The following is a 12,980-nucleotide window of genomic DNA, read 5'->3' on the forward strand; positions in this document are numbered from 1 at the left end:
GGGCGCACCTGACAGGCATGAGAAAGCCTCCCACCTCTGCTTCTGTTCCTGCGCCGGTGTCGATGCCGGTGATCCGCCTGGCCGTACACGACGACGGCACGATGAGCGCCACCGTTGACGGTGAGCCCCTCGCGCCGCCGGTAACCGAGGGCGTGTGGCGGCGTGGTTCGTTCGCGCGGATTGTCGATCAGGTTACCGCCGAGCGGATGATCCCGGCACGGGTCGAGGTCACCGAGGCCGATGGCTCGACGTTCACCGACATCATCACCGCCACCGCCCGAAAAAACACCCCAGCCCCTGACCTGCCGGAAGACGAACCGGCGAACGCGCCCCAGCTGCTGGAAGTGACCGGGGAGGGCTTTGTGCCCGGCGAGGACATTGCGGTGTGCCGCATCATCCGGCACACCGACGCGGCTCCGACCGGCAACGCCCGCGCGCTCATCGACCTGGCCCACGACCACATCGACGCTGGCGACGAGGTTGTGCTGGTGGGCCGAGTCTCGGGCACGCTCGTCGTGCGGAGCCTGTCATGAGCGCCCCCGCACCGGGCAGGCAGACCGGCTCATTCGGTGACGAGCTGACCAACGCCGCCATGATCGGCCTGATCGGGGTGTTCGCGCTCGCGCTCCTGCTGCGCGGGGCCGGGCCGGTGGCCGCGTTCCTTACCGGAACTGCTCAGCCGGCGGCTGGCCCCGCTGCTGGGGTCGGCGTGCTGTTCAACCCCGGCAATCCGGCCACCGCACTGGAGGCGGAAGGTCTGAACGTCGTGGCCTACTGGATTGTCGTGGCCGTCCTGCTCGCGCTGCTGGCGGTGGCGATCACCTGGGTCTGGACCCTGCTGCGCCGCCAGTCGCGCAAGAGTGCGACCGACCCGCACCGGCTGGTCGGCATCGCCACGAAACACGACATCGCCCAGGCCGCGTCGACCAAGGCGCTGATGGGTCGGGCTGCGAACCTGCGCCCCTCGCTGGCAGACCCATCGCCTGCCGATGTGGGCTACCGGCTCGGCACTGCGCACGGGCGCGACGTGTGGGCCAGCGTCGAGGACTCGATTCTGCTGATCGGGCCACCGCGCTCTGGCAAGGGCCTGCACATCGTCATCCCGTCGATCTTGGACGCACCCGGCGCGGTCGTGGTGACCTCAACCCGACCGGACAACCTCACCGCGTCCCTGCGCGCGAGGCAGCGCATCGGACCGACAGCGGTGTTTGACCCGCAGCATCTGGCTGAGGGCATCCCCGCCGGACTGCGCTGGTCACCGATCAGGGGCTGCGAAGACCCATTGACCGCGATGATTCGCGCAACCGGCCTCGCCTCGGCAACCGGGCTGAGCTCAGGCGGCGTCGAGGGCGGCGGGTTCTGGGAGGGCAAGACCCGCTCCGCCCTCCAAGCGCTCATGCATGCGGCCGCGATCGACCACAGGCCGCCCGCCGAACTGTTCCGCTGGACGCTCGACCCGACCGCCGCCGCCGACGCGGTGGCGATCTTGACGAACAGTCCGCTCGCGGCGGGCGGATGGGCCGAGTCCTTAGAGGCGATGATCGACTCCGACCCACGCACCCGCGATTCGATCTGGCAAGGCGTGTCGTTGTCGCTGAGCGCGCTGGCCGATCCGCGTGTGCTCGATGCGGTCACGCCCGGTGAGGGCGAAGACTTCGACCCCGAGAAGTTCATCGCCTCGCGCGGCACCCTCTACCTGCTCGCCACCGGCGCCGGAGCAGGCGCCAGCGCCGCACTGCTCGCGGCATTCGTCGAAGACCTCGTGGAAGCGGCCAGGCGCGTGGCGGCACGCTCTCCGGGTACCCGTCTCGACCCGCCCCTGTTGTTGGCTTTGGATGAGATCGCGAACCTCAGCCCGCTGCCGAGCTTGCCGACTCTCATGGCCGAGGGCGGCGGTACGGGCATCACGACCATGCCGGTGCTCCAGAGCCTCGCGCAGGCGCGTGACCGGTGGAGCGAGAACCAAGCCAACGCCATCTGGGATGCGGCGATCACCAAGATCATCCTGGGCGGCGCATCCAACAGCCGCGATCTGCAAGACCTCTCCGCGCTGATCGGGGAACGCGACGAGTTCACCGACAGCGTGACCCTGGGCGATCACGGCACCCGCTCGAATCAACGCTCGATCCGGCGTGTGCCGATCATGCCGCCCGACCGCATCCGCACCCTCCCGTTCGGCACCGCCGTCACCATGCTGCGCTCGGCCCCGCCGATTATCACCGACCTACGCGCCTGGCCGAAACGACCCGACGGTGACCGACTGAAGTCCGATCGCGCCGAGATCGAGGCGTTGCTGGAACGAGGCAGCAATGGCACCTGAACCGCACCTATCTCACCGACCGCTGACCCGCGACCGACAGCTTCGTCCACGGGCAGCGAAGACAGCGGCCTGAGTGTGGTGGAGGTGATAGCTCATGGCCCGACGCAGGAGTCGCAGCGCGCCGCCCGGTCAGCTGGAGTTCGACCTGTGGGGGCTGGCCGAGCAAACCGCCGACGAGCAGATCAGCGAAGCCGCCGAAACCGCGCCCAGCATGGAGGGAGCAGAACATGAACATGTACGGGGCTCAAGCGATGCAGCACTGGAAGACCTGCGCGCCGCAACGATACGAGCTGATCGAGAACCCGACGGCGTTCTTCACCGAGCTGGGGCTTCAGGCGCAAGGCCAGATTATCGAACTGGCCCGACAGATCGAGACGACACCGGCATCGGTGCTGGCGAAGATGGCCTCTTCGGAGCAGACTTACTTGCAGGACGTGGCGCACCGGATGACGGCGCTACGGATCGCGGAGGAGGTCGTGATGCAGCAACTCGCCTGGGTCACCGACCCGAGCCTGCCGCTGGACGAGGCCCGTCAGGAGTGGAACCAGACCTCCCCGAACGACGAGAACCTGATCATGTGGGCCGAGCGGATGCAGGACGCCCCCGATCTGATGCCCTCGACGGTCGATCTGGAGCAGAAGGCCAAAGACTGGGCCGTGCCCGTCTGGTTCTTGGAGGGTCTGGTCGAAGCGGAGATCCCGAGGCGGTATCTGGAAGAGCACCAGAGCCTGCTGGCGGAGGCCGCGACGATCCGCTTCCTGCGCGAAGTCCGCTAACCCCCACCGCTGACGACACCGGCCCGGAGCCTGCCGCGCCGGTGGTGCGGTTCGTTCCCGCCACGCACGACGACCTGGCTCCCTCTGGTGCGAAGGCCCGTTTCCACGCGAATGTGGCCGCTATCGAGACCGCACGGCATCTTGCGGCGCAGGAACGCTCGGCGACCGCCGACGAGCAGCAGAGGCTTGCGCGCTGGTCGAGCTGGGGTGCGGTGCCCGATGTGTTCGATGAGTCCAAGCAGGACTGGAGCACGGAGCGCGAGCAGCTGCGGAGTCTGCTCACCCCGGAAGAGTGGGATGCCGCCGCGCGCACGACGATCAATGCGCACTACACCGATCCGTTGATCGTGCGGCAGATGTGGCGGGCAATGACCATGCTCGGCTTCGACGGCGGCAGGGTGCTGGAACCCGGCTCCGGGCTGGGCACGTTCCTCGGCATGGCCCCCGAGCACGCGCGTATGACTGGGGTGGAGCTCGACCCGGTGACCGCGGCGGTCAGTCGCGCCCTGTACCCGCACGCCGAGGTGCGCGGCGAGTCGTTCGCCGACACCCGCCTGCCCGAGGGGTCGTTCGACGCGGCGATCGGGAACGTGCCGTTCTCGGATGTGACCTTGCATGACCCGGTGCACAACCCGACCCGGCAGTCGATGCACAACCACTTCATCCTCAAATCCCTTCGGCTCGTCAGGCCGGGCGGGATGGTCGCGGTACTGACGTCGCAGTACACGATGGATGCGCAGAACCCCGGCGCGCGCCGGGAAATGGCGATGCTCGCCGACCTCGTGGGCGCGATCAGGCTCCCCGCCGGGGCGCACCGGCGCACGGCGGGCACCGACGTGGTGACCGATCTGCTCATCCTGCGCCGCCGCGAAGACGGCGTACCGCCTGCCGATGATCTGTGGGAGACGGTCACCCCGATCGGCCTCGACGGACAGGGCGCGAAGATCAACGCGTACTTCGACCACCGCCCCGAGCATGTGCTCGGTGAGATGCGTATCCGTCAGGGGATGTACGGCAGGCCAGCGGTCACGGTCGACGGCGACCTCGAGCGGCTGGAAACCGACTTGGCTGACGTGCTCGATCAGATCACGTTCAGTGCTCGTCGCACCGGGCTGAAGTTCACCGCGCCCACGGTTGAGCATCAGGCGCGGCAGGCGGCCCGTGTGCCTTCGTCACCGCAGTTGTGGGATGGCAGCATCGTCGCCACTGACACCGGGTTCGGCACCGTCGCGGCTGGTTCGGTCGAACCGCTGGAGGTGCCGAAGTCGGCTGGGGCGGAGTTGCGTGCCCTGCTGGGGTTGCGCGACGGCGCGCACCGGCTGCTCGAATTGGAGGCCGCGACCGTCGATGACACCGACGAGATCGACGGGGCACGCGAGGGTCTGCACCGCGACTACCGCAAGTACGTCGGCAGGTACGGGCCGCTGAACCGTTACACGTTGCGCCGCACCGGACGCATCAACGATGCCGGGGAAGACACCTACGCCCGCACGGTTCCGACCCCGATCCGGCTGCTACGCAGCGACCCGTTCGGGGCGCTCGTGCTCGCCCTGGAGCAGTTCGACGGCACCGACCAGACTGCGACACCGGCGGCGATCATGACGCGCCGGGTCGTCTCCCCGCGAACCGAACCACAAGGCGTCGACACTCCTGCCGATGCGATCGCGGTCAGCCTTGACCGCACCGGCAGGATCGATCTGCCGTTGATCGCCGACATGCTCGGTATGGACGAGCCCGAGGCTCGGCAGGCGCTGGGCGGGCTGATCTTCACCGATCCGGTCACCGACGAACTCATCCACGCCCCCGCGTATCTCTCAGGCGATGTGCGCGTGAAACTGGAGCAGGCCACGGCGCGCGCGGCCGACGACTCTGCGTTTCAGGCGAACGTGGACGCCCTGACCGAGGTCGTGCCCGAAGCGCTCGGTGTGCAGGAGATCAGCGCCCGCATGGGAGCGGTGTGGATCAGCGCCGAGGTTCACGCCCAGTTCCTGAACGAGCTGCTGCGCACCAGCGATGTGAACGTGGAGAATCCAATGCCGGGCATGTGGGAAGTGCGCGGTGGGCGTCAAGGGCTCATGTCCACCAGCGAGTGGGGAACCGAACGCCGTCCTGCACCGGACATCGCCCAGGCGATCATGGAACAGCGAACCATGCTCGTCTACGACGAGATCGAGGACGTCGACGGCAAAAAGCGTCGCGTGCTCAACCCGCTGGAGACCACCGCCGCGCAGGAGAAAGCTGACGCCCTGCAGGAGCGGTTCTCCGAGTGGGCGTTCGAAGACCCCGAACGTGCTCACACTCTCGTGGCCGAGTACAACCGGCGCTTCAACTCGATTGTGCTCAGGGATTACACGAACGCGGGCGAGTACCTGAGCCTGCCGGGGTTGGCGGAGAACTTCACTCCCCGCCCGCACCAACGTTCGGCGGTCGCACGGATGATCGCCGAACCCTCTGCCGGGCTATTCCACGAGGTCGGCGCGGGTAAGACGGCGGAAATGATCATGGGCGTGATGGAGATGCGCCGCATGGGGCTGATCGACAAGCCCGTGCTGGTGATCCCGAACCACATGCTGGAACAGTTCAGCCGCGAGTGGCTGCAAATCTATCCGCAGGCCCGGATTCTCGCTGCCTCGTCCAAGGACCTCACCGCCGACAAGCGCCGCCTGTTCGTCGCACGGGCGTCGGCGAACGAGTGGGATGGGGTCCTGGTGACGCAGGGCGCGTTCGAGAAGATTCCGCTTCGTCAGGAGACTCAGCAGGCGTACATCCAAGCCCAGGTGGACGAGATGCGGGACGTGCTCGCCACCGCGACGGGTGAGAACGCCATGAGCGTCAAACGCATCCAGCGCAAGCTGCTCCAGCTGGAGAACAAGGTCAAAGCTCGCATCGACGTCGGCCGGGATGCTGGGGTGTGTTTCGAGGACACCGGGATCGACTACGTGGTCGTCGACGAGATGCACATGTACAAGAACCTCGCCACCGACTCCAACATCGCTGACGCCGCGATCGAGGGTTCCAACCGAGCCAGCGATCTGCACATGAAGCTCGAATACCTACGCTCGCAAGGCCGCGAGCGAGTCGTCACCGGGGCGACCGCGACACCGATCTCGAACTCGGTGACGGAGGCGTTCGTGATGCAGAAGTACCTGCGCCCGGACTTGCTGGAGGCGGCCGGGATCGGCGCGTTCGATGCGTGGGCGGCGACGTTCGGGCAGACCGTCACGCAGATGGAGATGGCCCCCACCGGGAACAACACATTCCGGATGAAGACGCGGTTCGCGAAGTTCCAGAACGTGCCCGAGATGCTGAAGCTCTGGTCGATCTTCGCCGACGTGAAGACCGCTGAGGATCTGCAACTGCCGATTCCCGACCTCGCTGAACGCGAGGACGGCAGGCGGGCACCGGCAACGGTGGCGATCCAGCCCACGATCGAGCTGGAACAGTTCATCGAGACCCTCGGCACCCGCGCCGAAAAGGTGGCCGCCCGGGCGGTATCCCCGAGCGAAGACAACATGCTCACCATCTCCACCGATGGGCGCAAGGCCGCCCTCGACATTCGCATGATCGCCCCGCGTGACCCCTCGGGGCCGACCAAGGTCGATCTGGCCGCCGACAGCATCCATCGGGTCTGGGGACAGACGAAAGACAACACCTACCTCGACCCGCTCACCGGGCAGGAGTCGCCCGTGCGAGGGGCGCTCCAACTCGTGTTCTCCGACATCGGCACCCCGAACCCGACCCGGTGGAACGCATACGATGAACTCCGGGCGCAACTCATTGCGCGCGGGATGCCCGCCGAGTCGATCCGGTACATGCACGAGGCCAAGACCGACGTGGACAAGGCCAGGTTGTTCGCCGCCGCGCGCGCCGGGCACGTCGCGGTGCTGATGGGCTCGACCGAGAAGATGGGCGTCGGCACCAACGTCCAGAACCGTGCCATCGCCTTGTACCACCTGGACTGCCCGTGGCGACCGAGCGACATCGCCCAGCGTGAGGGCCGCATCCTGCGGCAAGGCAACCAGAACTCCGAGGTCGGCATCGTCAGGTTCGTCACTGAGCGGTCGTTCGACTCCTACATGTGGCAGGGCGTCGAACGCAAAGCCACATTCCTCGCGCAGCTTATGCGCGGAAGTCTCGACTCCCGCGAGATCGAGGAGATCAACTCATCCGCACTCTCTGCAGCAGAAGCCAAAGCGATCAGTTCGGGCAACCCTTTGCTGCTGGAGCACTCCACCGTGCACTCCGAAGTGCAACGGCTGCGCCGTCTGGAGCGCGCCTACCACCGCAACGAGTCGATGCTCGCCCATGCTCGCGACCGCGCCAGCGATCACGCACGCCGCGCCGCCTCCGATATCGACGCCCTCGAAGCGGCCCTGCCGCGTGTCACCGATACCTCCGGTGAGAAGTTCCGCATCGAGCTACGCGGCCACACCTACACCTCCCGCACCGACGCGGCCCACGCGCTCGCGTCCTGGGCGCACGAGTCTGATCTGAAATGGGCACCCCGCTACGCCACGCGCGACTACGGCACGATCGGCAAGATCAGTGGCTTCGAGGTCACCGTCTCGACCAGTCCGGTGCTCGGGGCCGAGCCGATGGTGACCGTCAGACTCGACGCAGTGCCGCGCAGCGGCTTCACTATGACCCGCCAGTCGTTCCTCGACGGCGGCGTCGGACTCATCCAGCGCATCGAGAACCGCGCCTCCGGCATCCCCGCGCTTCTGGAGCAAGCTCGCGACGACCTGACCAGCGCCGAGCAGGAACGCGCCGACGCGGAGCAACGCATCGGCCAGCCCTTCCGCCACGCTGTGTCCCTCGCAGACGCCGAGAATGACCTCACCCGAATCGAGACCCAGCTGGCCGCGATGCAAGAAGACATCGACCATGCAGCACCGCCCGAACCCACGCCGCAGAGCCCTCCGAGCGGGCTGACGGTGGAGATGGTGCGAGCGCACCGTGCGGCGTTTGGGGTGCGAGCTGACCCGACCCGGGCGCCGAGCAGCACCGGAGCGTTCACCAGCACTGGTGGCGAATCGCGTGACCTTTCCCCACGGGGACTTTGAGCGCACCTTCCCGTCACACCAGCCGAAGAGAGGCGGTGCGACGTGAACAGGAGGATGCGTGATGGGGATCAAGAACGGCACGATCATGGTCGGTCACATCGCCGGTGACCCGCGACTGACCCACAGCGAGAAGACCGGTACCCCGAGGTTCTACGCCCGCGTCGGCGTCGACCACTGGCGACGTGAAGATGACGGCACCTTCACCAAGACCGACCGGACGTTTCACGACCTCGCGGTGCGCTACAAGGCCGCCGAAGCAGCGATGGAACTGTTCAAGAAGGGCGACGACTTCATCGCCACCGGACGGTTCGAGAAGTTCACCGACGCCACCACCGGGGCCGAACGCGAAGAGTTCCGCGCCGACACCCTCACCCCGAACCCGGTCAGCACACGGCTGAGCATCGAACGCGAACCGCGCCCCGGCCCGGGGCGAGACGCGCCCGGCGTTGACCGCAACCAGGCATTCGAGCGGTCCGAGCAGTCCTCGCAAGCCCACGAGCCTGCGACGCTTGGCCGCTGAACCGGGAGCAGACCATGAGCGATCACACTCACGCACCAGCCGAAGGACCTGACGAGCGACCAGACCCAGATCTCGATCCCGCATCGACGCCGGAACCGCACGGTGGCCTCGGACCGGTGCTGGAGGATCCGCCCGGCCCGATCAACTGGAACCTCTTGACCGCTGATGAGGCAGAGCATGCATGGTTGGAGCTGAACCAGTGGGTGAACTGGCTGCGCACCACCTACGGGCTGCCCACCTCGGTGATTCCTCCGATGTGGCACCGTCACCCGGAGCTGCACTGGGAACTCTCCGCACTCCACACCCACTGGCTCAACGCCTTCGATCCGCAGCAGAACGGTTCGGCACCGATCGGCTGGCATCGCGACTTCGCAGATACCCGACAGCGACTGCGCGATTGGGTCGCCGCCAGCGGCACCCGGCTCGACCGGGATCGACCCACTCGCCAGACGATCTGGCCAGGAGAGGACGACGCCGCGCCCATCGAAGACACCCCCATCGAGAACCGTGACGAGGACTTCGTGGCGTTCGTCATCGCCGACGTCGAACGCCGCCGACAGATCGAACACGACTTCTACGCCAGCCTCAACCCTGACACCGGCGAACTCGCCTGAACCTCCAAAGAACACTCGTGGGGTCGAGCCACACAGCTCGACCCCACACGCATGCCCTTCCCGAGTGTCAGCTGACCCGGTAGAATCAAGGGCACAGGCGACATCACATCAGCTAGGCCGTCACCCTCCGTGGAGGCGGCATGACGAGCCGGGCACCCCGCCCAGGTGAGTCCATCCCATCAAGGCGTCGCCGCTTGGGAGGACTCCGTCATGCTCCGACTGATCTGGAACACCAGCACCCGCATCCGCACCTTCATGCGCGTCTGGATGCCCACCAACATTCTGCTCGATGCACTGCGCAACGGGCGAGGGCTGCGCTGGGGCATCCCGGCCATGCTGCTCTCAGTCGGCTACTTCGCGATCGCCTACTGGTGCACCACTCTCATCGCCGATGGTGGCCCCGGATGGCTGCACCTGATCGTGCTGCTGTGCATCATCAACGCGTTCAAGTTCCTCATCAACGGCCCCATCACAGCCGCCCGACTCATGAGCGTCCGTCGCCGTGAACGCAAGCACGACCACCCGCGCCGGCAGGCACCGAGTGCACCTGTAGGGCATGCGGCACTACCGGACAACGAACACGGGGCGACGTATCTCGGCCGAACCCCGGGTGCGCTCCGCACCTGATCGCGCCCGTCTGGTCGACCTCGTGCTGCACCTCGCCGACGAACTCCACGCCCACGAACTCGATGAACGCCAGCGCCGACTCAGCGCTCCGAGCATCCACGACGCATCACCATCTGCTCCGGCAGATGAGCAAGGAACAGATCACGATGACACTCCTCGCCCCGAACACTGAGACCGACTCCGCCCCGATGTTCACGGCAGTCACCTACCAGCGGGTCTCCACCAAGGAACAAGCAGCCAAGGGCGGACGCGACGAGGGGTTCTCGATCCCCGCCCAACGTGAGGCCAACGCCCGCAAAGCCGAGTCTCTCGGCGCGCGGATCGTGGCGGAGTTCGTAGACGCTGGAGAATCCGCCCGCTCAGCTGACCGACCCGACCTGCAACGGATGCTCGAATACATCGCGACCCATCAGGTCAGCTACTGCATCGTGCACAAAGTCGACCGCCTCGCCCGCAACCGGGTCGACGATGTGGAAATCCACCGCCGCCTCGTCGAAGCAGGAGTAACGCTGGTCTCGGCGACGGAGAACATCGACGAAACCCCCTCGGGAATGCTGCTCCACGGCATCATGTCATCCATCGCCGAGTTCTACTCCAAGAACCTCGCCACCGAAGTCACCAAGGGCCTCACACAGAAGTTCGAGACCGGAGGCACGCCCATGCGTGCACCCATCGGCTACCTCAACGTCCGCGCCCGCGACGAACGGGGCCGCGAGTACCGCACCGTGGAGATAGACCCCAAACGCGCACCGCTCATCCGATGGGTGTTCGAGCAGTACGCCACCGGAGACCGCACCGTCGTCGACCTGCTCGCCGAGGTCACCGCGCGCGGCCTGACCACCGTGCCCACACCCAAGCGCCCCTCCGGCCCAATGGCACGATCAGGATTCTTCAAGATTCTGCGCAACCCCTACTACATCGGCATCGTCCGCTACAAAGGCGCTGAACAGCCCGGCACCCACGAACCCCTGATCGATATCGACACCTGGCAGCTTGTCCAACGACTCCTCGATTCGCGCAAGATCGCCTCCGAACGGCGACGCTCTCATGACCACTACCTCAAAGGCACCCTGTACTGCGGATCGTGCGGATCACGGATGCAACTGGACTACCCCGCCAACAAGCAAGGAATCCGCTACGGCTACTACGTCTGCTCCGGGCGAGCCTCGAAACGCAAGAACTGCACGCGCCGCGCCGTCCCGATCGGTGTCGCCGAGCAACTCGTCGCCGACTGTTACCAAGACATCGCGATCACCGAGGCCGAGTACACCGCCCTCGCCGCGCAGGTCGAGGCCGCGTTCGATGAGCGCCTCGTCTCCCGCTCCCAGGAACTGGCCGAGCTGACCGAGAACCGCCAGCGACTCCAGAACGAGAGCGACAAGCTCCTAGCCGCACACTTCGCCGACGCCATCGACCTCGACACCCTCAAGCGCCACCAAGACCGCATCCGCACCGGCCTCGCCGACATCGACCGCCGCCTCGCCAGTGAACACGACCACCACACCGGAGCACGCAAACAACTCAGCACAGCCCTCAGTCTGCTGGTCGACTGCGCCACGCTCTACGCCCGCACGAACGATCAAGGCAAGCGGCTCGCGAACCAAGCGCTCACCGACGGCATCGAGATCAGCGAAGACGAAAGGGCGACAATCCGACTCGCTGAGCCTCTCGCCGCCCTCACACCAGAACCGACATCAACTGATGTCAGGAGTTCTAGTACGTCTTCAATTGTGGAGCTAAGGGGATTCGAACCCCTGACCTCTTCCATGCCATGGAAGCGCGCTACCAACTGCGCCATAGCCCCGTGCTCTCGATCCGGCTGGTGTGCCCTGCGATTGCGACCAGTGAAACATAGCGCAGCCGACGATCCCGTGCAAATGAGTCGCCGGCTGCGTTCCGCTCAGGAGTACACGACCACCTTGTCGCCCACACGGGCGGCGTTGAACAGCGCTTGGGCACCGCCGCGATCGCGCAGGTTCACGCAGCCGTGGGAGCCACCGTTGTATCCGCGGGCGGCGAAGTCGGGCGAGAAGTGCACGGCTTGGCCACCGCTGAAGAACAGGGCATAGGGCATGGACGTGTGATACAGCGTCGAGACGTGGTCGCGGGACTTCCACTGGACGCTGAACGTGCCCTCGCGGGTGCGGAATTCACTGGTGCCGAAGCGGGCGTCCAAGGTCATCTTGACGACGCCGTCGTTCACCCACCAGACCTTGTTGCTGCGCTTCGAGATGCAGATGACGCGACCGGTCATGCAGCGCGAATCCAGTCCCTGAGCCTTGCGCTCGCCGCCCGGCGCGTTGGTGCGCGTGGGCGCCGTCGTCGCCGGCTGATCCGCGAGCTCGGCGGCAGTCGGCTTGCGGGTCATGCCCACCAACTTGTCCCAGGTCGTCTGATCGACGGCACCGTTGGACGGCAGGCCGCGCTTGGCCTGGAAACCGGCCACGGCGGAGCGAGTGGTGTTCCCGTAGTAACCGGTCACCTTCGCGCTGAACCAACCGATCTGCTTGAGCCGCGCCTGGAGTTCCTTCACTCGCTCCGACTGATTGCCCTGCGCCATGATCGCCGGGCCGGCCTGCTGGGCAGGCCGAGTCGTGGCGGGCGCCGTGGGCCGGGTGCTCGTGGTCGGACGCGTGCTGGTCGTCGGACGCGAGGTGGCGGTGGGCCGCTGCGTCGCAGGCCGGGTCGTCGACGGTGCCGTCGTCGGCTGTTGTGACTCCTGGGCTGCGGCGTCCGGGGTCTCCTCGGCGGGTTCCTGGGCAGCCGGGTCAAGCGGTTCCGGCTGAGGCTCCGGGGCCGTGGTCACCGGGGCGGGAACGGCCACGGGTTCCGCGTTCGTGGGGGGTTGCCCGCAGGCGGGCAGCAGGATCGCAGCCGCAGCGATGCCTGCCAAGGCAACTCGAACGGACTTTCGCGCCACTGACTTCTCCTTCATAACCCTCACGAGTCCGGCACCTTCTCTTCGGTTCCGTCGCGGGAGAACGATTTCGTCACGCGGCGTCCGCCAGACCGCCTCAGCCTAACCCGGGACGAGACCGCGAAATGCCACCAGCACTCACG

Annotated in this window: 9 protein-coding genes, 1 tRNA gene and 1 pseudogene; 8 read left to right on the forward strand and 3 right to left on the reverse strand. The window is 66.6% G+C overall.

Annotation, left to right across the window (positions count from 1 at the left end; genetic code table 11):
• Nucleotides 1–56: 56 nt before the first annotated feature.
• From ACQ260_RS04875 to ACQ260_RS04910, 8 genes and pseudogenes are all read left to right on the forward strand, one after another.
• The gene (locus tag ACQ260_RS04875; RefSeq protein WP_432558258.1) at nucleotides 57–533 is read left to right on the forward strand and encodes a hypothetical protein; all 477 of its coding nucleotides are present in this window, start codon (nucleotides 57–59) and stop codon (nucleotides 531–533) included.
• Entirely contained in the window at nucleotides 530–2,320 is a 1,791-nt protein-coding gene (locus ACQ260_RS04880; RefSeq protein ID WP_432558259.1) for a type IV secretory system conjugative DNA transfer family protein, read from the forward strand. The genes ACQ260_RS04875 and ACQ260_RS04880 overlap by 4 nt, the downstream gene beginning before the upstream one ends.
• A 227-nt stretch (nucleotides 2,321–2,547) precedes the next feature.
• Nucleotides 2,548–3,096 (forward strand): hypothetical protein, encoded by a 549-nt coding sequence (locus ACQ260_RS04885; protein WP_432558260.1) that lies wholly within the window; start codon nucleotides 2,548–2,550, stop codon nucleotides 3,094–3,096.
• Between the two features lie 113 nt (nucleotides 3,097–3,209).
• Nucleotides 3,210–8,159: a helicase-like domain-containing protein gene (locus ACQ260_RS04890; protein WP_432558261.1), complete on the forward strand. Its 4,950-nt coding sequence runs from the start codon at nucleotides 3,210–3,212 to the stop codon at nucleotides 8,157–8,159.
• Between the two features lie 61 nt (nucleotides 8,160–8,220).
• Entirely contained in the window at nucleotides 8,221–8,679 is a 459-nt protein-coding gene (locus tag ACQ260_RS04895; protein WP_432558262.1) for a single-stranded DNA-binding protein, read from the forward strand.
• A gap of 14 nt (nucleotides 8,680–8,693) precedes the next feature.
• Complete coding sequence (locus tag ACQ260_RS04900; RefSeq protein ID WP_432558263.1) at nucleotides 8,694–9,293, forward strand: hypothetical protein; 600 nt, start codon at nucleotides 8,694–8,696, stop codon at nucleotides 9,291–9,293.
• Between the two features lie 210 nt (nucleotides 9,294–9,503).
• The gene (locus ACQ260_RS04905) at nucleotides 9,504–9,920 is read left to right on the forward strand and encodes a sulfate permease (RefSeq protein ID WP_432558264.1); all 417 of its coding nucleotides are present in this window, start codon (nucleotides 9,504–9,506) and stop codon (nucleotides 9,918–9,920) included.
• A 188-nt stretch (nucleotides 9,921–10,108) separates the two neighbouring features.
• Nucleotides 10,109–11,140 (forward strand): annotated as a pseudogene (locus tag ACQ260_RS04910) (recombinase family protein); the annotation flags it as partial.
• Between the two features lie 165 nt (nucleotides 11,141–11,305).
• On the opposite strand, the gene ACQ260_RS04915 reads toward ACQ260_RS04910, so the two are convergent.
• The 3 genes from ACQ260_RS04915 to ACQ260_RS04925 all read right to left on the reverse strand — a co-directional run bounded on the left by ACQ260_RS04915 (nucleotide 11,306) and on the right by ACQ260_RS04925 (nucleotide 12,840).
• Complete coding sequence (locus tag ACQ260_RS04915) at nucleotides 11,306–11,524, reverse strand: hypothetical protein (RefSeq protein WP_432558265.1); 219 nt, start codon at nucleotides 11,522–11,524, stop codon at nucleotides 11,306–11,308.
• A gap of 127 nt (nucleotides 11,525–11,651) precedes the next feature.
• Nucleotides 11,652–11,724, reverse strand: a tRNA-Ala gene (locus ACQ260_RS04920).
• A 96-nt stretch (nucleotides 11,725–11,820) separates the two neighbouring features.
• Entirely contained in the window at nucleotides 11,821–12,840 is a 1,020-nt protein-coding gene (locus ACQ260_RS04925) for a L,D-transpeptidase family protein (RefSeq protein ID WP_432558266.1), read from the reverse strand.
• Nucleotides 12,841–12,980: the final 140 nt, after the last annotated feature.

Origin of the sequence: Ammonicoccus luteus (assembly GCF_050880385.1) — a bacterium.
GTDB lineage: Bacteria > Actinomycetota > Actinomycetes > Propionibacteriales > Propionibacteriaceae > Enemella.

Coding starts and splice junctions, on each gene's coding strand:
- ACQ260_RS04880 (WP_432558259.1), top strand. CDS start 530: ATGAGCGCCCCCGCACCGGGCAGGCAGACCGGCTCATTCGGTGACGAG.
- ACQ260_RS04885 (WP_432558260.1), top strand. CDS start 2,548: ATGAACATGTACGGGGCTCAAGCGATGCAGCACTGGAAGACCTGCGCG.
- ACQ260_RS04895 (WP_432558262.1), top strand. CDS start 8,221: ATGGGGATCAAGAACGGCACGATCATGGTCGGTCACATCGCCGGTGAC.
- ACQ260_RS04900 (WP_432558263.1), top strand. CDS start 8,694: ATGAGCGATCACACTCACGCACCAGCCGAAGGACCTGACGAGCGACCA.
- ACQ260_RS04905 (WP_432558264.1), top strand. CDS start 9,504: ATGCTCCGACTGATCTGGAACACCAGCACCCGCATCCGCACCTTCATG.